The organism is Polaromonas sp., from assembly GCF_010365105.1.
GTDB lineage: Bacteria > Pseudomonadota > Gammaproteobacteria > Burkholderiales > Burkholderiaceae_C > Polaromonas.
Window position 1 is genome coordinate 76,088 of record NZ_JAAFGZ010000016.1, and the last position, 18,922, is coordinate 95,009.

General features: G+C 61.6%; 20 protein-coding genes, 1 tRNA gene and 1 pseudogene. 12 read left to right on the forward strand and 10 right to left on the reverse strand.

The genetic code is table 11. The annotated features are described in order from the left end of the window. The first annotated feature begins 24 nt into the window (after positions 1–24). Both rsmI and GZ092_RS12280 read left to right on the forward strand, forming a co-directional pair. A complete protein-coding gene (gene rsmI, locus GZ092_RS12275) occupies positions 25–885 on the forward strand; it encodes a 16S rRNA (cytidine(1402)-2'-O)-methyltransferase (protein ID WP_293636790.1) in 861 nt (286 codons plus the stop codon). Continuing rightward, entirely contained in the window at positions 882–2,108 is a 1,227-nt protein-coding gene (locus tag GZ092_RS12280) for a multidrug effflux MFS transporter (RefSeq protein WP_293636751.1), read from the forward strand. The genes rsmI and GZ092_RS12280 overlap by 4 nt, the downstream gene beginning before the upstream one ends. A gap of 9 nt (positions 2,109–2,117) precedes the next feature. Here GZ092_RS12280 and GZ092_RS12285 read toward each other — a convergent pair whose 3' ends face one another. Further along, complete coding sequence (locus tag GZ092_RS12285) at positions 2,118–2,597, reverse strand: hypothetical protein (protein WP_293636752.1); 480 nt, start codon at positions 2,595–2,597, stop codon at positions 2,118–2,120. Positions 2,598–2,895: 298 nt separating this feature from the next. Between GZ092_RS12285 and GZ092_RS12290 the strand changes: the two genes are divergently transcribed. Then, positions 2,896–4,587, forward strand: a complete 1,692-nt coding sequence (locus tag GZ092_RS12290) for an AMP-binding protein (RefSeq protein ID WP_293636754.1) — start codon at positions 2,896–2,898, stop codon at positions 4,585–4,587. A gap of 170 nt (positions 4,588–4,757) precedes the next feature. Here the strand turns inward: GZ092_RS12290 and GZ092_RS12295 are convergent, their stop codons facing one another. Together GZ092_RS12295 and GZ092_RS12300 are read right to left on the reverse strand one after the other, a co-directional pair. Continuing rightward, positions 4,758–5,135, reverse strand: coding sequence for a hypothetical protein (locus tag GZ092_RS12295; protein WP_293636756.1), 378 nt, complete (start codon positions 5,133–5,135; stop codon positions 4,758–4,760). Positions 5,136–5,151: 16 nt separating this feature from the next. After that, positions 5,152–6,123 carry a tripartite tricarboxylate transporter substrate binding protein gene (locus tag GZ092_RS12300; protein ID WP_293636758.1) on the reverse strand — a complete coding sequence of 324 codons (972 nt, stop codon included), beginning with the start codon at positions 6,121–6,123 and terminating at the stop codon, positions 5,152–5,154. 607 nt (positions 6,124–6,730) lie between these two features. Here GZ092_RS12300 and GZ092_RS12305 point away from each other — a divergent pair. Further along, entirely contained in the window at positions 6,731–7,048 is a 318-nt protein-coding gene (locus GZ092_RS12305) for a high-potential iron-sulfur protein (RefSeq protein ID WP_293636760.1), read from the forward strand. Positions 7,049–7,358: 310 nt separating this feature from the next. On the opposite strand, the gene GZ092_RS12310 is transcribed toward GZ092_RS12305, so the two are convergent. Continuing rightward, positions 7,359–7,796: a universal stress protein gene (locus GZ092_RS12310; RefSeq protein ID WP_293636762.1), complete on the reverse strand. Its 438-nt coding sequence runs from the start codon at positions 7,794–7,796 to the stop codon at positions 7,359–7,361. Between the two features lie 24 nt (positions 7,797–7,820). Beyond that, complete coding sequence (locus tag GZ092_RS12315) at positions 7,821–8,027, reverse strand: dodecin (protein ID WP_293636764.1); 207 nt, start codon at positions 8,025–8,027, stop codon at positions 7,821–7,823. Between the two features lie 524 nt (positions 8,028–8,551). Between GZ092_RS12315 and GZ092_RS12320 the strand changes: the two genes are divergently transcribed. The 3 genes from GZ092_RS12320 (at position 8,552) to GZ092_RS12330 (ending at position 12,743) form a co-directional block, all read left to right on the forward strand. After that, positions 8,552–9,487: an NAD(P)-dependent oxidoreductase gene (locus tag GZ092_RS12320; RefSeq protein WP_293636792.1), complete on the forward strand. Its 936-nt coding sequence runs from the start codon at positions 8,552–8,554 to the stop codon at positions 9,485–9,487. After that, the gene (locus GZ092_RS12325; RefSeq protein ID WP_293636765.1) at positions 9,453–11,612 is read left to right on the forward strand and encodes a DNA/RNA non-specific endonuclease; all 2,160 of its coding nucleotides are present in this window, start codon (positions 9,453–9,455) and stop codon (positions 11,610–11,612) included. Before GZ092_RS12320 ends, GZ092_RS12325 begins: the two co-directional genes overlap by 35 nt. Positions 11,613–12,026: 414 nt before the next feature. Further along, positions 12,027–12,743 carry a phosphatase PAP2 family protein gene (locus GZ092_RS12330; RefSeq protein WP_293636766.1) on the forward strand — a complete coding sequence of 239 codons (717 nt, stop codon included), beginning with the start codon at positions 12,027–12,029 and terminating at the stop codon, positions 12,741–12,743. 156 nt (positions 12,744–12,899) lie between these two features. On the opposite strand, the pseudogene GZ092_RS12335 reads toward GZ092_RS12330, so the two are convergent. Continuing rightward, positions 12,900–13,065, reverse strand: a pseudogene (locus GZ092_RS12335) (IS5/IS1182 family transposase); the annotation flags it as partial. A gap of 59 nt (positions 13,066–13,124) precedes the next feature. Between GZ092_RS12335 and GZ092_RS12340 the strand changes: the two are divergent. Continuing rightward, entirely contained in the window at positions 13,125–13,406 is a 282-nt protein-coding gene (locus GZ092_RS12340) for a hypothetical protein (RefSeq protein WP_293636767.1), read from the forward strand. Beyond that, complete coding sequence (locus tag GZ092_RS12345) at positions 13,388–13,597, forward strand: hypothetical protein (RefSeq protein ID WP_293636768.1); 210 nt, start codon at positions 13,388–13,390, stop codon at positions 13,595–13,597. The genes GZ092_RS12340 and GZ092_RS12345 overlap by 19 nt, the downstream gene beginning before the upstream one ends. A 287-nt stretch (positions 13,598–13,884) precedes the next feature. Here GZ092_RS12345 and GZ092_RS12350 read toward each other — a convergent pair. After that, a tRNA-Arg gene (locus GZ092_RS12350) sits at positions 13,885–13,960 on the reverse strand. Between the two features lie 192 nt (positions 13,961–14,152). On the opposite strand from GZ092_RS12350, the gene GZ092_RS12355 reads away from it, so the two are divergent. Further along, positions 14,153–15,049, forward strand: coding sequence for a c-type cytochrome (locus tag GZ092_RS12355; RefSeq protein ID WP_293636770.1), 897 nt, complete (start codon positions 14,153–14,155; stop codon positions 15,047–15,049). A 102-nt stretch (positions 15,050–15,151) separates the two neighbouring features. Here GZ092_RS12355 and GZ092_RS12360 read toward each other — a convergent pair whose 3' ends face one another. Genes GZ092_RS12360 through GZ092_RS12370 form a run of 3 tightly spaced genes read right to left on the reverse strand, consistent with a single transcriptional unit; the run spans position 15,152 to position 17,369 of the window. After that, positions 15,152–15,712, reverse strand: coding sequence for a DUF2946 family protein (locus GZ092_RS12360; RefSeq protein WP_293636772.1), 561 nt, complete (start codon positions 15,710–15,712; stop codon positions 15,152–15,154). A 43-nt stretch (positions 15,713–15,755) separates the two neighbouring features. Then, positions 15,756–16,907: an alpha/beta fold hydrolase gene (locus GZ092_RS12365; protein WP_293636774.1), complete on the reverse strand. Its 1,152-nt coding sequence runs from the start codon at positions 16,905–16,907 to the stop codon at positions 15,756–15,758. Positions 16,908–16,922: 15 nt separating this feature from the next. Then, complete coding sequence (locus tag GZ092_RS12370) at positions 16,923–17,369, reverse strand: nuclear transport factor 2 family protein (RefSeq protein WP_293636776.1); 447 nt, start codon at positions 17,367–17,369, stop codon at positions 16,923–16,925. 129 nt (positions 17,370–17,498) lie between these two features. On the opposite strand from GZ092_RS12370, the gene GZ092_RS12375 reads away from it, so the two are divergent. Both GZ092_RS12375 and GZ092_RS12380 read left to right on the forward strand, forming a co-directional pair. Beyond that, complete coding sequence (locus tag GZ092_RS12375) at positions 17,499–18,116, forward strand: LemA family protein (protein ID WP_293636778.1); 618 nt, start codon at positions 17,499–17,501, stop codon at positions 18,114–18,116. A 16-nt stretch (positions 18,117–18,132) separates the two neighbouring features. After that, the coding region (locus GZ092_RS12380; RefSeq protein ID WP_293636780.1) for a TPM domain-containing protein at positions 18,133–18,922 on the forward strand (790 nt) is incomplete at its 3' end.

Genomic DNA, 18,922 nt, shown 5'->3' on the forward strand with positions numbered 1-18,922 from the left:
GTCACTGCACGCGCCGCAGCAGGCATGCAGCATTATCCGGAGGCCACGCTGTATGTCGTGGCCACACCCATCGGCAACCTGGCCGACATCACCCTGCGCGCACTGCATGTGCTGCAACTGGTGCACGCCATTGCCTGCGAGGACAAGCGCCACACCCAGCCGCTGCTGCGCCAGTATGGCATCGACAAGCCCTTGCTGGCCGTGCACCAGCACAACGAGCTAGAGGCCGCCCAGGGCGTGGTGGATCGCTTGCAGCGCGGCGAACGCGTGGCCTATGTCAGCGACGCCGGAACGCCGGCGGTCAGCGACCCCGGGGCGCGCCTGGTGGCGGCGGTGCGGGCCGCCGGGTTCAAGGTGATGCCGCTGCCAGGCGCCAGCAGCGTGACGACCGTGCTCAGCGCCGCCGGCGTCACCCGTGCCGAAGGCAGTGAAGGCAGCGGCAGCAGTTTTGTGTTTGCCGGTTTCCTGCCGACCAAGGCCGGCGAGCGCGACCAGGCGATCGCGCTGCTGGCAACCGATTCACGCGCCACGGTCATTTTGGAAGCGCCGCACCGCATTGAGGCGCTGGCGCGCGCCCTGGCCGTGCTGCAGGGCCGGCTCGTCACGGTCGGGCGTGAACTGACCAAGCAGTTCGAGGAAATCGCCACCCTGCCGGCGCAGGATTTTGCCGCATGGCTGGACGCTGGTCCGCAGCGCACCCGGGGCGAGTTTGCCCTGGTGCTGCATGCCTCGGCACCACACGAAGGTCCGGATGACAGCACCCGGGTGCTCAAGCTGCTGCTGGCCGAATTGCCGCTGAAAACCGCCGTGAAGCTGACCGCCGACATCACCGGCGCGTCGCGCAACGAACTCTACGACACAGCATTGAAGCTCAAGAGCGAATGAATCCGAACGCCGACCAACTCTGGCGCGGCCCACGCTGGGCGCTGGCGGCCCTGCTGGCCGTGCTCGGCATGCTGGGGCCGTTCTCCATCGACACCTACATCCCGGCATTTGCCGGCATGGCGACATCGCTGGGTGCGACGCCGGTGGAAATGCAGCAGACGCTGTCGGCCTACCTGTTCGGCTTTGCCTTCATGAACCTGTTCCATGGCGCGCTGGCTGACAGCTTTGGCCGCCGGCCGGTCGTGCTGTGGGGCATTGCCATGTTCACGCTGGCGTCGGCCGGTTGCGCCCTGTCGCAAAGCGTTGGCCAACTGGTGTTTTTCCGCGCCATGCAGGGCCTGTCCACCGGGGCCGGGATTGTGGTGTCGCGCGCAGTGATACGCGACATGTTCCCGCCCGCGCAGGCGCAGCAGGTGATGAGCCAGGTCACGATCTACTTCGGCATCGCGCCGGCGCTGGCCCCCATCGTCGGCGGCTGGCTGTTCGTGCACCTGGGCTGGCACAGCGTCTTCTGGTTTCTGACCGGGGTGGGTGTCGTGCTCTGGTTGACCAACTACCGCTATTTGCCGGAAACGCTGGAACCCGAGGCACGCCAGCCGTTTGAAGTGCGGCACCTGATGCGCGGCTACTGGCAACTGGGCTCCAGCCCACGATTTTTACTGCTGGCGCTGGCCAGCGGCGTGCCCTTCAATGGCATGTTCCTGTATGTGCTGGCAGCCCCAGCCTTCCTGGGCGAGCATCTGGCCCTGCAGCCCACCCAGTTTTTCTGGTTCTTCATGCTGACCATCTCGGGCATCATGTCGGGGGCCTGGCTGAGCGGCCGCCTGGCTGGAAAGATCCCGCCCAAAAAGCAGATACGCCACGGCTTTGTCATCATGCTGGTGACGGCCGTTGTCAACCTGCTGGCCAATCTGCTGTTTGACGCCCATGTGTCCTGGGCGCTGTTTCCGATTGCCCTTTTTGCCTTCGGCTGGGCGCTGATGGTGCCGGTCGTGACCCTGCTGGTGCTGGACCTGTACCCGGAGCGGCGCGGCATGGCGTCTTCGCTGCAGGCCTTCATCGGCTCGACCGCCAACGGGCTGGTGGCTGGCGTCATTGCGCCGCTGGTCATGCATTCGACGCCGGCGCTGGCCGCCGTGTCGCTGGGCATGCTGAGCATCGGGCTGGTGGCCTGGATCTACCTGCACCACCGCTGGCCCGAAATTGGCCGCGCGGTGCAGTAGCCTGCAGGCTCAGTCGTCGGTCGTGATGGGGAACTCGATGCCCTGCCCGGTGCGCTGGACGCGGTTGCCAGCGTCCAGGTACACCCAGTAATACATGTCCTGCACATTGTCGCGCCAGCGGTAGTTCATGATGTCGCCGGACCACGACGCCACGCCGTCAATCCGTGCCGGCGGGCCGAACTCGCGCTCCACATCGTCGCGCGTCCACTTGCCCGGTTCGATGCGCAGGAATTCCTGGAGCTTGAGCACCTCCCGCACCGATACCACCTTGCCCGCCGCGTCCAGGTCCACCATCACGGCGCTCTGGCCGGCGGGCTGCCTCGAATACTGCAGGCGAGTTCCTGTTGCCAGTGGCACGACCCGGGTCGGCGTGCCGTAACTGGCCATGACCTGCTCACGCGACATGCCCGGCTGCACCGGCGTGAAGGCACAGCCGGCTGCGAGCACTGCAACCGCAGCCAGGCTGACAAAGGTCTTGAAAATCTTCATGATGCACTCCCGGCGAATAAAGCGCTTTTGGGTCTTACGGTTGAAAAACGTTGCTTTCCCATTTTCGGGAAATTCGGAAATCCCTGCCACGCCCCAAGTCTGTCAGGTATCCGCAAACGCGGGTTTTCCCCGGGACTTTTCTGGGTTTTTCCCAATGCTTCAGGGGATTGACATCCCGAGCAATTGAAGCCTCAATAGCCAAAGGCATGAAGCCCGACAGTAAAGCGTTTGTGCGCCCAAGGCGTAACCCGCTTCCTGGGCTGGCCGCCCTTGATAACAACGATAGGAGACCGCAACCATGGAAATCGTTTCCCCTGACCTGCTGGCGCTGCAGCGCCTTTACCATTGGGAAAAAACAAGCCCCCAGAGCATCAGCCTGACACAGCCCATGGGCGGCGGCATGACACAGGATTACACCTGGGGCGAGGTGGCCGACCAGGTGCGCCGCATGGCTGCGCACCTGAAGGCCCAGGACTGGGCGCCCGGTTCAAACGTTGCCATCCTGTCCAAGAACTGCGCCTGGTGGCTCATGAGCGACCTCGCCATCTGGATGGCGGGCCATGTCTCGGTGCCGCTGTACCCCACGCTGGCGCCCGACACCATCGCGCACATCCTCACGCACAGCGAAGCCAAGGCCTGCTTTGTCGGCAAGCTCGATGCCTGGGAGCACATGAAACCGGGCGTGCCCAGCGGCCTTCCCTGCATCAGCTATCCGCTGTCGCCACCAGACGCCATCCGGAACTCTGACCGCTGGGATGACATCTGCGCCCGCCAGGCGCCGATGCAGGGTGAAGTGCTTCGGGGCGCCGACGAACTGGCGACGCTGATCTACACCTCCGGCACCACGGGCAAGCCCAAGGGCGTGATGCAAAACTTTGGCAGCCTGGCCTGGGCGATGGGTACCGGCGCCAAGCGCATCGGCATGACCGGCCAGGACCGGATGCTGTCCTACCTGCCGCTGGCCCATGTGGTCGAGCGGGTTCTGGTCGAGCACGGCTGGCTGCGCACCGGCATGCGGCTTTGGTTTGCCGAGTCGCTCGACACCTTTGCCGCCGATCTGCAGCGCGCGCGGCCCACCATCTTTTTCTCGGTGCCCCGGCTGTGGGTCAAGTTCCAGCAGGGCGTGCACCACAAGATGCCGCCGGCCAGGCTCCAGCTGCTGCTGTCGATTCCCGTGATTGGCGGGCTGGTGCGAAAAAAGGTGCTCAAGGCGCTTGGACTAGACCAGTGCCGGATCGCAGCAGGCGGCGCGGCACCCATGCCGGTGGCGCTGCTGGCCTGGTACCGCAAGCTCGGCCTGCCGATCAACGAAGGTTATGGCCTGACGGAAAATCTGGCGGTCTCGCACCTGACCATTCCGGGCACCAACCAGCAAGGCAGCGTGGGGCCGGCATACGAAGGCGTGGAAGACCGGATCGACCCGGACACCGGTGAAATCCAGATGCGCAGCACTGCGCTGATGATGGGCTACTACAAGGACCCGGTGCAGACCAAGGCCGCGTTCACCGAGGACGGCTGGCTGCGCACGGGCGACAAGGGCCTGATCGATGCACAGGGCAACCTGCACATCACCGGGCGTGTCAAGGACCTGTTCAAGACCAGCAAGGGCAAGTACGTGGCGCCCGCGCCGATCGAGGACAAGCTGGTGATGCACGAGGCGGTCGAAGCCTGCGTGGTGACCGGCGCCAACCTGGGCCAGCCACTGGGCATCGTGATGCTTAATGCCGAGGCCGCCAGGCGCGCGCAGGATGGCACTGCACGCAGCGCACTGGAAAGCTCGCTGGCCCGGCACCTGGAGGCGGTCAACGCCACGCTGGACCCGCATGAGCAGCTCCAGTGCATCGTCATCGTGACCACGGCCTGGACCGTGGACAACGACATCATCACGCCGACCTTCAAGGTCAAGCGCAACCGCATCGAGGACATTTACTCGGCCAATTACGAACGCTGGGAAGCCTCGGGAAAAAAGGTGATCTGGCAGGCAGGCTGAATGCGGCCGGGACAGTTTCTGGCGACAAGTCGCCAGGTCACTTCCATCATGGTGAACAAGGCGCCGGACGGATTTTTGCTACTGAATGCATAGCATCTTGCGCAGACGGTGCCTGCGCAAGATGCCTTTTTGATGCTCGAAAATGGTCTGCGGGTTAAAACCAGTGCGCGCTAGACAATCCGTTCCGGAGCCACTTCGCGAACACGGTGATCGACGTAGTAGCCACCGTATTCCGTATACCTCAACAGCGTGCGGCCGCACTGCCTGCAGGCATAGGCATCGCAGCGGTTGCAGGGGAAAAACTGCAGGGCCAGCGGCGCGTCCGGCGAACCGTAGCGCGTGCCGTCCGGGTGAAATTCTTCCAGGGTCGGCTCATCGACCGCCGGATCACGCAAGGTTCCCAGGCGCTGGGCCGACGGGCCCGGCCAGCGGTCTTCGGTAAAGCTTTCCCAGCCGGGGCAGGCGCCCAGCGCGCAAGTGCATGGCGTGACGGGGCGGCCGGTGCAGGCTTGGCGCAGCGCTGCGGCATCAAGCAGGTCGGAAGTCATGGCAGTTGTCTGCCCTTCAGTCCACCGTGGCGCCGGACGCCTTGACCACGCGGGTCCATTTCAGCGTGTCCGCCGCAATGAAATTCTTGAACGCCAGCGGCGTCATGTCCATCGGTTCGGCGCCCAGCGCAAACAGCCGCGCCTTGGTGTCGGTCGAAGCCAGGATGGTGCGGATTTCCTTGTTCATGCGGTCAACGATTTCCACCGGAATGCCGGCCGGGCCGAGAACCCCGTACCAGGGCTGCGCATCGAAACCCTTCAAGCCCAGCTCGGAAACAGTCGGAATGTCGGGAAATGCTGCCGAGCGCTTGGCACTGGTCACCGCCAGCACGTTGAGATTACCTGCCTTGACCTGCGGCATGATGGGCACCGGATTTTCGAAGGACATGGGGACCTGGCCACCGACAAGGTCGTTCATCGCCGGACCCGACCCTTTGTAGGGAATGTGCTGGATCTTGACGCCGGCCTGCACATTGAACATTTCCCCGATGATGTGCTGTGGCGTGCCGGAACCGGCAGAGGCAAAGGCGAGATTGCCAGCCTTGGCCTTGGCAATGATGTCCTTGACGCTTGTCAGCCCCGACTTGGGGTTGACGGCAATCACGAACGCCGCGCTGGCAACCGGCGCCACTGCGGTGAAATCGGTGTTTGGCTGGTAAGGCAGCTTCGGATACAGCGATGGCGCGATCACCAGCGGGCCACTGGCGGCCAGCAAAAACGTGTAGCCGTCAGGCTTGGACTTGGACACATAGTCGGTGCCGATATTGCCGCCAGCGCCGCCCTTGTTCTCGACGATGACGGTCTGCCCCAGCACGCCCTGCAGTTTGGAAGCCAGCATCCGTGCCAGCACGTCAGTGGTGCCGCCAGGCGCATAAGGTGAAACCAGCGTAATGGTCTTGGCGGGCCAGGCAGCCTGCGCGGCCGCGAACATGGGCGACAGGGACAAGGCCAGCAGCGCGGGAACGGTGCGTAAAAAACGTCTCTTCATGGTGAAAGCCCTCGTTAACGTGAATAAATGACCGGATGCGCCATGGCCCTATGGGAAAAGGATGAACTCACAAGGCAACGCCGCATGCGGCCAGGATGGTTTCCAAGCATATCCTTACTGAATATGACAATATCGGCCCAGTCTCCAATTCCTCAGGAATGGCAGGTTTCATTCAGGGCTTTCACGGTCCCCGGGGCTTAACCTGAAAAGGCGAGTGCCGCGACCGCCTGACAATTCAGTATTCAAGAAAAATCATGGCTTTTCGCTCTTTCAGCATGGATAGTTTGCTATTTATTTAGTAGCAATTAAAAAATAAATACCATTCTGAAAATTCGCAAGACAGGCCGTGACCGCGAACTTGGCAGCTGTTTGCACAGACCTATTGCTCTGGATCATGAGAACACGCTGGTTTGCAAGCAACTCCCAAGGCTTGGCTGTAAACTTGATTTCGCCTATATTGGCTGGAAAACCATGACACGGCCAAGTCTTGTGGTGTCGGCTCCATTCCTTGCGGGAGCCCGTGCTGCCTGATCCAGGCCTTGGTGATGCGGCGACTCACTTTTCACCGTATCCGGTCAGGTTCAATTTAATAAAATCGAGAGCCCACATGAAATCAAATCGCAGAACCTTTGTCATCCACTCCATTGCCGGCGCAGGCTTGCTGGCCTCAACCCGTCTGGTCCAGGCGCAGGCTGCCGCACCACTGGTTCAGGAAACCGATCCGCAGGCGGTTGCTTTGGGTTATAAAGCCGACGCCACCAAAGCGGACAAGGCCAAGTACCCGAAATATGCCGCTGGCCAGAACTGCGCCAACTGCGCGCTGTACCAGGGCAAACCGACCGATGCTGCCGGCGGTTGCCCGCTGTTTGCGGGTAAACAGGTTTCTGCCAAGGCCTGGTGTAGCGCCTGGGCCAAGAAGGCCTGATGATCCCCGGCCTGGTGTGACGCAGGCCTTTTCGCAGTCTGGAGCCTTCCGGACTGCGCCTTGGTTTCAGCAGAACATCAAGGCCATCAGCGCGGCATCTTCCCCCAGGTTGAGCAGCGCGTACCCCGCCACCCGGAAAATCCAGTAGGCGGCGGTATCCAGGCAAAGAATAGAATTCATTCGGTTTGAAAATCAGTCAGGAGAACGAGGATTCTGTCTGCATTTTCCAGCAATCGAAGGAATGCATTCGCTTGAACTTCAAATAAGCTTCTCACGCAGGCGCGATGTCACAAGCCCGGCTGCAAGACCTTCAATGCGTGATGACCACGAGCACGCTGCAGGGTGACTGTTCAATCAAGGCCTTGGAGACAGAACCCCGCCACCAGCGGGCGGCCCAGCCGTCCAGATGCTTGTGGCCGACGACGATCAGGTCCGCCTTGATCTGGCGGGCAGAGTAGGTGATTTCACTCACGGCATCCCCGGTCACGACCTGTCCGCTGGCCTTGAGGCCGGCATCGCCCAGCTTGCGCAGACCCGTGTCAAGAATCGCCTGGTAGCGTTCCTTCTCGCTGGCCTGCAGCGATTCGTCGTAAATGCTGCCCTCGAGCCCAAGGTTATTCAGCGGCAGCGGCATGACGGCAATGAGCGTGAGTTCCGAGCCGCTCCACTGCGCAATTTCGTGGCATTCCAGCAAGGCCTGCTGTCCGGGAGCAGAGCCGTCATAAGCCAGCAGGATTCGTTGGTACATGCAAGTTCCAGAGTAGGCGGGTCATTAGTCGAGTGTGAAACCGATTTTCAGGGAAACCTGCCAGTGCGCTACCTTGCCGTCGACCACATGGCCCCGGGTTTCGGTGACGGTGAACCAATGGATATTGCGCACCGTCTCATGCGCCTTGGCAATGGCTGTGCTCACGGCCTCTTCAATACTGACGCTGGACGAGCCGGTCAGTTCCAGTTGCTTGTAGACATGGTTGTTCATGGCGTGGCTCCCTCAAAAGTAGTTCGTCAATGTGAAGTTTCATCTTACGCGCCTTGCATTGAAAGGCCAACTGCAACGCCAACAGATGCCATGCGCTCCTTCCTTGGTGAAGCAGGCCATTCAGTCTGCCGAGGCCGCCGACATCTTTATTTTTCCAACTGAAAGATGGCATCAGCCCAAAGTAGATGACCAGGTTTGATGACGTGCCAAACTGATGGCATCAAAAATCATTTTCAGGAGTTTGACTCGCACGCCTGACAAAATTCCCTTGCTGGTGCTCAACACGCATTCGAGCGAACATCAATCGGCGCTGTCCAAACTTTACGACCCCAGCTACACACCGACCGAAAGCGAACGCGCTGCCGCAATCGCCACGCATGGCGCCAAATTTCGGGCCGTGCTGACCATTGGCGTTCTGGGTCTGACGGCGCAGGAAATCGCCGCCATGCCGGCGCTCGAACTCATCTGCTGCATGGGCGCCGGGTTACGAATTAGTCGATCTGGACGCGGCGCGGGCACGCGGCATCGCCGTGGCCAATGGCCAGGGCACCAAAGACAACTGCGTCGCCGACCATGCCTTCGGACTGGTCATCGCGGCCATGCGCAACTTCCGGCAACTCGACCGTCTGTGCCGCGAAGGCGTGTGGCGCCTGGCGATTCCCCAGCCGCCCAACGTCTCGGGCAAACGCATCGGCATCCTCGGCCTGGGCACCATCGGGCAGAAGATAGCCAGGCGCGCGGCCGCTTTCGACATTCCCATTGGCTACCACAACCGCAGCCTGAAAGCAGGCGCTGCGCACTGCTACTTCGTCAGCCTGGACGGGCTGGCGCAATGGTGCGATGTACTGGTGTGCGCCGCCCCGGGCGGTGAAACCACCCGGCATCTCGTCAATGCGCAGGTGCTCGATGCGCTGGGACCCCAAGGCTTTCTGCTGAACATTGGCCGGGGCAGTGTGGCCGATACCGGAGCGCTGGCAACGGCCCTGCGCGATGGCCGGATTGCCGGCACCGGCCTGGCGTCCCGGCCCGCCCCGAGGCGCTCACCGGGCTGGACAACGTTATCCTCACGCCCCACCTGGCCGGCTGGTCCCCCGAAGCGACGCAAGCGTCCTTCGACCGTTTCGTGGAAAACGTCCAAGGCCATTTTTCAGGCCGTGGAGTGGTCAGCCCCGTCTGAGCTGGGCAACGTTTACCTTGAGGCAGCATTCAAGACCGGCACTGCCATTGCAGGCTTCCCCCGGTTTGCCGTGCACCCACGAGCCATCGAGCGGTTGAAGTTGACCCGGTTTCGCAGGCGTCTTACAGTCATGCAAAACGGCATGGCGTGGCCGTGCCGGGCACACAGACTTCGCGCAGGAACGCGGCTTGCCGGCCAACCGGTTCTGATCGGCGTTTCAAGCGCTAAAACCAACGCGAGGTTGTCGTATGAAACTACCAGTCGAACTGCTTTCGAAGGCTGAGGCGGACTATCCGAAGACGCCGACGCAGGTCAGGGGCCTGCAGTCGCGCATCGTTTCCCGTTCTGCCTTGGTGCTTGACGGCCTGGACCACCTGGAACGCCGGCGCGCGATGATTGCGGCATCGGCACGGGAAAGTGCCAGCCTGGCTTTCGAGCGCTACCTCGGCACCAACGACCTTCTGCCCATCAACTACCTGCTCACCGGCTATGCACAGTCGCGCGCGGTGGGCAGGATTCGCTACTTTGACAAAAAGGACCGACGCACCGCTTTTGCCACCGGCTTCATGGTTTCACCTGAACTCATGATGACCAATCACCATGTGTTCCCGGTGTCAGATGTCGCTGAATTCGCAGCGCTGGCCGATGACGCGGCCATCGAGTTCGGCTACGAATACGACGCCTTCGGCAAGCTGGGCGAGCCGGTGGTCCATGCGCTGGACCCGGAAGTTTTCCTGCACACCTCGAAGGCGCTGGACCTGGCCCTCGTCGCCGTTCGCCCACGCGACCTGACTGGCCTGCGCCATTTGCGTGACCAGGGCTACCTCATCCTGAATGGCCGGCTGGGAAAGGCAGGCACGGGCGACTACGCGACCATCGTTCAGCACCCCGATGGCAAGGAAAAGCAGATCGCGCTGCGCAATAACGAAATCATCGACAACGATTTGCCGGATGTCCTGATCTACAAGAGCGACACGGCGCAGGGAAGCAGCGGCGCGCCGGTGTTCAACAACGAGTGGCAGGTGATCGCGCTGCACAGTTCGGGGGTGGCCAGGACCGACGCGGCCGGCCACTTCCTTGACAAGCACGACCAGGTGATCGAGGTCGAAAACGGGCGGATCGACGAGTCGCGCGTTGTCTGGCTGAGCAATCGCGGGGTGCGTGTCAGCGCCCTCATGAAGCACCTGCTCGCGCCGGAAAGCGCCGTGGCGCTGCATCCGCTGGTCCAGGTCTTTTCCAGCCCCGCTTATACCGACAGCCGCCCTTTCAACACGTTGCCACGGCCTGCGATTCTGGAGGACTCCGGGTTCAAGGGCGCGCCCGTTGCCGCACAGTCCGTCAGTCTGCCGCCGCTTGGGGCAAGCCTGATCGAGATCCGGGTGAGCATTGGCAATGGGCAGCCCGTCGTGCAGTCCACTGTGAGCGAAACACCCGCTCAAACGGTTTCCCTGGGCACCCTGAACGAAAGAAAACTGGAGGACACGCAGGACTATTCAACCTGCACGGGGTTTGAGGAAGAATTCATGGGAATCCGCATTCCCATGCCGTTGCCGAGCGCCCGGTTGCGCAAGCAACTGGCATTTTTGAAGGACGCGCCCGGCTCGTTCACGCTCAAATACCACCACTTCAGCACCATCCTGCACGCGGTGCGCCGGGTGCCGGTGGTCAGCGCCATCAACGTGCACGGAAAACACCGCTATGCGGCGCTGGGAAGCAGCACGCGAAAAGACAACTGGCTGCGCGACAGCCGCGTTGACTACGATGCCCAGCTCGACGACAGGTGGTACGCCAAAAGCGGCTTTGACAAGGGCCACCTTTCACGCCGTGAAGACGCCGAATGGGGCGCCAGCCTGGCGCTGGCCAAGGCGGCGGCAGACCTCACCTGCTCCTACGCGAACGCCGTGCCGCAGGTGCCTGCGTTCAATCGCGCCATGATGGGCTACCACGGCCAGTGGGGCCAGCTTGAAAACAAGCTGCTGGAGGCCGGCGTGAAGAACGAGTCCGCCAGAAGTGCGCGAATCTGCGTCTTCAGTGGCCCGGTCTTTGCTGACGATGATCCTGTGTATGCATCGGTCCAGGTGGCCCTTGGCTGCTTCAAGGTGGTGGTGTGGTTCCACCAGGACGGGGCACTGCGGACAACGGCCTTTCATCTGTCGCAGGACACGCTGGTCGAAGGCATCGCGTTCGAGGCACTGAACTTTGACAAGCTGTTCAAGCTCCAGCAAGTGCCGCTTGCCTGGATCGAGCAGGCAACAGGGCTGGGGTTTGCTGCTGTGCTTCGAGACGCTGACACGTTCAGCAAAGACAGCCCGCAGGCAGATGAAGCCGCGCTGGAACGCCTGGTCAGCGGCGGTCAGGCACCTTCCGCCAGCGCGTCACCGGAAGCGGCTCGGCCCGAGAAGCCCTAAGCGATGCCCCTGCGGCAAAGCCCAGGCTTGGCCAGTGTGCATGGATCGGTGTCATGTCATCCATGATTTGAATGAAGCCCGATAGGTTCAGTTGAGGGATCGACGATTAAGCGCCTCTGGCCGCTGCTGGACACTCTGCCGCGCCGGCGGCATCTATGGGACATTCGGCTCATTGCCATTCAGGCTCATCGGCATAGTATCCAGTCCAAATTGATCTCGCCAACTAATTTATGAAGCATTTCGACTGCACGGCACAAGTCCAGGCTGGGCGATTTTCGCCAGCTTGACTCGAATGCGTTGGGTGCCTTTCTGGATTTGCACCGAGTGTATGGACGCCTGGAGACACGTCAACCGCACAGACGAGCGGCGCAGATTCGAGGCGGGGGATAAACGACCTACCGAATGAACTACCGGATGACCTACGATAACGCCTTTGACACTGCCGTCGCTTCTTTCGTCAACCAGTACGCTCGGAACTCCTGGGCGTTTGACCAGGTCATCGCGTTTCTATCGTTCAATCACCTACTCAAGGGTGGCGTGTTCATGGCAATGCTGTGGTGGGCCTGGTTCCAATCGGGCGACCGTCAAGCTATTCAGCGGGCGCATATCCTGTCGACAGTATTCGGCTGTATCGTTGCGTTGGCCATCGGAAGAATCCTGGTTCTGACGCTTCCGTTCCGCGAGCGACCACTCCATGAAGCCACACTTAGCTGGACCTTGCCGTATGGGGTCGCGGAAAAGGCGCTGGATGGGCTGAGTTCAATGCCTAGTGATCACGCGGTGCTGTTTTTTGCGCTGGCAACCGGCTACTTTTTCGTCTCCAGGGCTCTTGGCTTCGTTGCCCTGGCCTATGCGGTTGTCTGCATAGCGCTACCCCGTATCTACCTGGGGCTGCACTACCCGACGGATATTCTTGCTGGCGCGGCTATTGGCTCATTGGTAGTGTATGGCTCTAACCGTTACCTCACGTACCGCAGGCTCTTTGTCTACGTGGCAACCCTTCCCAAGACGAAACCGAGCTATTTTTACGCCGCGTTCTTTTTGGCGACCTATCAGATCGCTGACTTGTTTGAAAATATTCGGCCACTCCTGGTTGGTCTGGTCAAGCTTCTCAAAGGCGTTTTGGCCTGAAGATGATCTGAATAACTCACCGCGACATTGATTAGCGGGTTGGTAGTTGTGAAGTGGTGGGATTTCATGCGCGATCTCTGGAAATGCCGTCCTTATTACTGCCTACCCGGGCTTTGTTGGCCCGTTGCAGGGCGTTTCTGCTGATTTTTGGCGCACTCATGCAACGGACTCCATCAATTTACGGCGCACCATCCACAGGCGGGAACCGTGCAAACAGCGTGAACAACTGCGCCGTGTTCTTGCTCAGCCCACGATAGCGTACCCGCGCCAATCCAGAGTGGCGCTCGATGACCCGATACGGATGCGCTACCTTGGCACGTACACCTCCCGAGTCAGACTGGGAGTCGCTTCTAAAAACCATTATCAGGTGCATACACATCCATGAAAACAACCCATTCCGAAGCATTTGTCGAGCCGGCAGTCATCAAGCTGCTGTCGCGTGGAAAGCGCACGATGCGCGAAGTCGTCCTTGAGCTGATCGTGAACCACTACACGACGAGGAACTGGACCGAAAAAAGGGCAACGAACAAAGCCGTTGTCACCGAGCCAAAAGAAAAGCGTTTCCAGGGCTGGAGTTCTTCTGGGCAGCTGCAACCCACGCCTTGTCAGGCGAGGCCCTGCCGGCGTGGTGCCGCGAGCACGGCTTGTTCGCCCACCACCTGAGCAGCTGGGAAACGGTTTTCTGTGCACCGGCCAAAGTGCCGGCAGACACGGAGCCATGGCGCAGCCTCAAGGATGCAAACGGGCAGCTCAAGCGCTGGCTGCTGCGCAAGGAAAAGGCGTTGTCGGAGGCAACAGCGTTGCGGATACTTCAAAAAAAGTTTGGTGAGCTGTGGGAGGACAAGGTCAACTGACCCGCATCTTGCAGCGCCGCCAGATCATTGAGATGGTGGGCGAGGCGACGCAAGCGGGCGCGCCAAGAGCGTGCTTGCGGATGAATGGTTGCATGTTTGATTTTCCACTCGTAGGCCAATTACCGCATCACCGCCCTGCTGGTCTTGCCTGCAGCTTCACGCCAAAGCAAGCGACCAGTAGGAACAAGCCCGACTCGCCAACCACCAGAAATCGACCAGAAACAAAAACGCCAACCGGGCGGTTGGCGTGATGGCAAGGAAACACAAGGGTTTCAGGGTGTCTGAAATGGTGCGGCTGGCGGGGATCGAACCCACGACCCTTGGCTTCGGAGGCCAATACTCTATCCACTGAGCTACAGCCGCAACGCTGAAAAAACCGACTTTCGCCATAATCCGGAGATTTAAGCGACTGACCGGCTTGGGCAAGCTAAACCGGGCATAACCACAGATTCTATCAGTCGGCCCGAACCGCGTCAGGATTTCCATGACCGCCGCTATAATGCGAGCCTACTGAAGCAGCCCGCTACAGCCCCGATTTTTGTTTTTGAGGACGCAATGAGCGCAAACGACCACACCACGGCACACGACGAAGCCCACACGGGCCCGATCAAAACCCCCAAGCAGTTGCTGGCAGCGGTTTTTTTCTCTTTTGTTGTTCCGGTTTTTGCAATCATCGGCCTGGTTTACTACGTCACCTCGGCCGACAAACCCATGGCCGGTGCCGACGACGGCGGCCGCGCCATTGCCGAGCGCATCCAGAAAGTGGGCATGGTTGAAATCCGCGATGCCAACCGGCCCCTTCGCGCAGGCGAAGAAGTCTACAAAGCCCAATGCATTGCCTGCCACGCAGCTGGCGCAGCAGGTGCTCCCAAATTTGGCGATGCCGCAGCGTGGGCGCCCCGCATTGCCACCGGCTACGAAGCGCTGCTGAATTCAGCACTCAAGGGCAAGAATGCCATGGCGGCGCAGGGCGGCGGCGAGTTTCAGGATGTTGAAATCGGCCGGGCCGTGGTGTACATGACGACTGCGGCAGGCGGCAAGTTCGCCGAACCCGCCGTGCCAGCCGCAGGCGCTGCGGATGCGCCCGCTGCAGCAGCGGCTCCAGCCACACCGGCGGCCCCTGTCGCCGTGGCCGCTGCCACCCCTGCGCCGTCAGCAGCGCCTGCGGCCACAACGGCACCGGCCGCGCCTGTCCAGGTGGCAGTTGCCAATCCAGGCGCTGGCGAAGCACTGTACAAACAGGCCTGTGTGGCGTGTCATGCCGCAGGCGTGGCCGGAGCGCCAAAATTTGGCGACAAGGCAGCCTGGGCACCCCGTATCCAGACCGGCCTTGACGCGCTGACGAACAGCGCCATCAAGGGCAAGAATGCCATGCCGCCCAGGGGCGGCTCTGCTGCATCGGACGCTGACATCCATTCCGCCGTGGTCTATATGGTGAACGCCGCCAAATAAGGGCGGACGCCTACCTCAGCAAAAAGCCGGTCACTGACCGGCTTTTGTTCGTCAAAAACCAATGAAAATGGCTGTTTACGCAGGCAGCATAAGCATGTAACGCTATGCTTTTTGCATACCCTGAGGGCTGCGAACATAACCAAACCTTGCCGGCAAGGCAGAGGCTTGCACCTCCTGCGGCACCCACAAGCCCTGCACCACCGCATCGGCGGCATGCGTCATGTCCTGGGTATGGACGAGGCCAAAGCCCAGATCAGTCTCCAGATAGAGCCGACCCTGCTCGTCGAGCACGCAGCGCTGGACGCGTGCGGCCTGGCCAGTGTGCGCCATCACGCCAAAATCCGGCGCCGGGTTCACCCGCCAGATGAAAGGAGTGGCCTCAAGCTCCACATAGACGCGTTGCGGCCCGTTCTGGAAAAACCAGCAGCCGCTGGCATCGCTTTCGTAATTGCGCTGAATGAAATCAATCAGCTTTTCGTGCTGCAGCAGCGATCCCTTGCTGGCCGCTTGGCTGTCGCTCTTTTTTTCCGGCGCAAACGGCCCGGCAGCCTGCGCCTGGTCGTCGCGCATATACCAGTTGCCTCGCGCATCCAGCCCGAGCCAGCCGTAGCAGTCGGGAACGTTGGGCCACTTGGCAATCGCTTGTAGAACCATGTTATCCATGACTTTATTTTGCGCTGTTTTGCCAGCCCCGGGCGTTTCAGGGTCATGCCACGGTATGAAGCTGCCCGGCCAGAAAGTCCGCCACGGCTTCCGGCATGGCGCGCACATGCGCCGGGAAACGGGACGACGGAAAGCCGACATGCCCGCCTTGCGCCGGCTGCCACAGCGTCACATCGGGACTGACACCGGAGCGCTGAGGCAAGCTGTCGGCCGGGATGAAGGGGTCGTTCAAGGCATTCAGCGCCAGGGCGGGAACGGAAATCCGGTGCAGATGCGGCTTGGCCGAGGCACGCGCCCAGTAATCGTCCACGCCATTGAAGCCATGCACCGGTCCGGTAAAAACATGGTCGAACGCATACAGGTCGCGGGCCGCCAGCAGCGCCACACGGTCGAAGAGGCCGGGGTGCTGGGCCAGCTTTTGCAGCGCTTTGGGCCGCATGGTCTTGAGAAACATGCGGGTGTAGACCTGCCGGTTAAAGCCGCGCCCGATGGCCCGGCCGCTGGCGGCCAGGTCCAGCGGCGCGCTGACCGAGGCAATGGCGGCCACCACCTGTCTGGCGTCCCGGCCCATCTCGCCAGCCCAGCGCATCAACGCATTGCCGCCAAGCGACACACCGACCGCCAGCACCGGCCCGTGGTGCCGGCTGGCAAAACGCCTGAGCATCCAGTCGATCTCGGCAAAATCGCCCGAGTGGTAGGCGCGCGGCGCCAGGTTCATCTCGCCCGAGCAGCCACGGAAATGCGGCACGGCAAAGGCCCAGCCCCGGCTGCCGGCCACGTCGGCAAAGGCCTGGGCATAGTGGCTGCCAGAGGAGCCCTCCAGCCCATGAAAAAGCACCAGCAGCGGTTGTTTTGATGCCTTTTCGGGGTGTACCGAAGCACGCGCATCAGGACTGTTCAAGCCAAGGCCGCAGAACCGGCTTTGCCGGGCTGCAGGCGCAGCGACCCCCTCGGGGGGCAGGAAGCTACACGAAGTGAGCGACCGTGGGGGCGCAACATTCAGCAGCGAACCACGCGCAGCGGGGAGCGTGGGGGCTTGAACACTCCAGTCCACATCAATGAAATCGCCGTCCGGCGTGGTCCACCGCTCACGGTGGAAAACGGGCGCCAGCCCGGAAAAGCGGCGGGCGCGCAAAGCCGCCCAGATGGTCTGCATGTTCCCGTCCGGCAGCCACCAGGGGGCGCCGTAATTCATGGCAGCGTGCACCGGTCAGTGAAGCAGCACGGGCGATTCGGAGACTTCCTGCAAATCGTGCAGACTGCCAGGGCTCGCATGGTGCGCCACCATGCGCCAGCCCAGCGCCGTGAGGAAGTACACGTTGGTGGCCAGGACATAGGCATGGCGCGGGCCTTCTTCGGTCAGGACTTCGATGCGTTCAAGCACGCTGTGTACGCTGGAGCCCAGTGCCTGCACCCGGCGCACCTTGAGCGGCTGCACGCGCAGGGAGCCATTGGCGAACATGGCGTCGAACGCGCTGCGTATGGCGCCGGCGCCGACCAGCCGCGAGCCGCCCGGATGCACGCACACCATCTCGTCCTCATCGCCCCAGCAGGCCATGAGCTTTTCGATGTCGCCTTGCTGAAGCGCGTCGTAAAACGCCGCTTCGGTTTCGTCGGAATTGCCGGCACTGGCAGGGAGTACTTTGGGTTTTCGCATGGGGACAATCGAATCAGTCAAAGGATGGGCGCAAGGAACCTGATCGGGAATTGTGCGCCAGTCCGGAAAAACCGGAAAACTCGCACCCGGCTATGGTAGTGTTGCAGCTTGAATTTTGGAGGTTCTTCAATGCTATTAAGTTTTCCGCGTTTTTCGCGTTTATTCAGCCTTTCTTTTGCCGCACTGCTGGGCCTGCTGCTTTCTGGCTGCGGCTACAACCAGTTCCAGAGCCTCGACGAGCAGACCAAGTCAGCCTGGTCCGAGGTGCTGAACCAGTACCAGCGCCGCGCCGACCTGGTGCCCAACATCGTCGCCACGGTCAAGGGCGAAGCAGCTTTCGAGCAGGACACACTGACCAAGGTGATCGAGGCGCGCGCCAAGGCCACGTCGATCCAGGTCACGCCAGAGACGCTGAACGACCCGGCCGCTTTCGCCAAGTTTCAGGCGGCGCAGGGCGAACTGGGCAGTGCGCTGAGCCGTTTGATGGTGGTCAGCGAACGCTATCCCGATCTGAAGGCCAACCAGGGTTTCCGCGACCTGCGGGTGCAGCTTGAAGGCACCGAAAACCGCATCACCGTGGCGCGCAACCGCTATATCCAGACGGTTCAGGAATACAACGTGCTGGCGCGCAGCTTCCCAAACAACCTGACCGCCATGATCTTCGGCTACAAGGTCAAGCCCAGCTTTGCCGTGGCCAATGAAGCGCAGATATCGACACCGCCGGTGGTCGATTTCAACAAGAAATAAGCGGCAACGGCAATCCATGCGCATGCGTTTCTTTTTGCAGGCACTGTTACTGGCTGTCTGGCTACCTTTCGCCAGTCTGGCCGCCTGGGCGCAGGGTGGCGTGCAGCCTGTCCCGCCATTGACGGCGCATGTCATGGATGGCACCGGCACCCTGACAGAAGCCCAGAAAGCTGCGCTTGAAGCCAAGCTGACCGCTTTCGAGCAGTCGCGCGGCGCGCAGGTGGTGATGCTGATGGTGCCAACCACACAGCCCGAGGACATTGCAGCCTATGCGCAGCGCATCGGCGACAGCTGGAAAATCGGCCGCAAGAGCATCGGCGATGGTTTGCTGCTGGTGGTCGCCAAGAACGACCGCACGGTGCGGATCGAAACCACCAAGGCACTGGAAGGCGCGATCCCTGACCTCGCCGCCAGCCAGATCATCGAAACCGCCATCACACCTCGCTTCAAGCAGGGCGACTTTGCCGGCGGGCTGGATGCGGCCGCCGACCAGATCATGGCGCGCATCACCGGCGAAAACCTGCCGGCGCCGCAGCAGGGCAATGCGGCTCGCCGTAGCAGCGGTGGTGGGTTCGACTGGACGACGCTGGCGGTGTTCCTGTTTTTTGCCGTGCCCATCGGCGGGCGAATCCTGTCCAGCGTGCTGGGGCGCAAGCTGGGCTCGGTGGCCACCGGCGGCGCGGTTGGCGTGCTGGCCTGGGTGTTCACCAGCAGCCTGATCATTGGCGGCATCGCGGCACTGGCCGGGATGGTGTTCGCGCTCATTTCAGGACTCGGTGGCGGCTTGGGGGGAATGGGCGGCCGGT

Bases quoted from the DNA above. Each gene is read 5' to 3' on its own strand.
- GZ092_RS12305 (WP_293636760.1), top strand. From the start codon at position 6,731: ATGAAATCAAATCGCAGAACCTTTGTCATCCACTCCATTGCCGGCGCA.
- GZ092_RS12285 (WP_293636752.1), bottom strand. From the start codon at position 2,597: ATGAAGATTTTCAAGACCTTTGTCAGCCTGGCTGCGGTTGCAGTGCTC.
- GZ092_RS12295 (WP_293636756.1), bottom strand. From the start codon at position 5,135: ATGACTTCCGACCTGCTTGATGCCGCAGCGCTGCGCCAAGCCTGCACC.
- GZ092_RS12325 (WP_293636765.1), top strand. From the start codon at position 9,453: ATGAAACTACCAGTCGAACTGCTTTCGAAGGCTGAGGCGGACTATCCG.
- GZ092_RS12280 (WP_293636751.1), top strand. From the start codon at position 882: ATGAATCCGAACGCCGACCAACTCTGGCGCGGCCCACGCTGGGCGCTG.
- GZ092_RS12370 (WP_293636776.1), bottom strand. From the start codon at position 17,369: ATGCGAAAACCCAAAGTACTCCCTGCCAGTGCCGGCAATTCCGACGAA.
- GZ092_RS12340 (WP_293636767.1), top strand. From the start codon at position 13,125: ATGAAAACAACCCATTCCGAAGCATTTGTCGAGCCGGCAGTCATCAAG.
- GZ092_RS12300 (WP_293636758.1), bottom strand. From the start codon at position 6,123: ATGAAGAGACGTTTTTTACGCACCGTTCCCGCGCTGCTGGCCTTGTCC.
- rsmI (WP_293636790.1), top strand. From the start codon at position 25: ATGCAGCATTATCCGGAGGCCACGCTGTATGTCGTGGCCACACCCATC.
- GZ092_RS12330 (WP_293636766.1), top strand. From the start codon at position 12,027: ATGACCTACGATAACGCCTTTGACACTGCCGTCGCTTCTTTCGTCAAC.
- GZ092_RS12290 (WP_293636754.1), top strand. From the start codon at position 2,896: ATGGAAATCGTTTCCCCTGACCTGCTGGCGCTGCAGCGCCTTTACCAT.
- GZ092_RS12310 (WP_293636762.1), bottom strand. From the start codon at position 7,796: ATGTACCAACGAATCCTGCTGGCTTATGACGGCTCTGCTCCCGGACAG.
- GZ092_RS12360 (WP_293636772.1), bottom strand. From the start codon at position 15,712: ATGGATAACATGGTTCTACAAGCGATTGCCAAGTGGCCCAACGTTCCC.
- GZ092_RS12365 (WP_293636774.1), bottom strand. From the start codon at position 16,907: ATGAATTACGGCGCCCCCTGGTGGCTGCCGGACGGGAACATGCAGACC.
- GZ092_RS12375 (WP_293636778.1), top strand. From the start codon at position 17,499: ATGCTATTAAGTTTTCCGCGTTTTTCGCGTTTATTCAGCCTTTCTTTT.
- GZ092_RS12355 (WP_293636770.1), top strand. From the start codon at position 14,153: ATGAGCGCAAACGACCACACCACGGCACACGACGAAGCCCACACGGGC.
- GZ092_RS12315 (WP_293636764.1), bottom strand. From the start codon at position 8,027: ATGAACAACCATGTCTACAAGCAACTGGAACTGACCGGCTCGTCCAGC.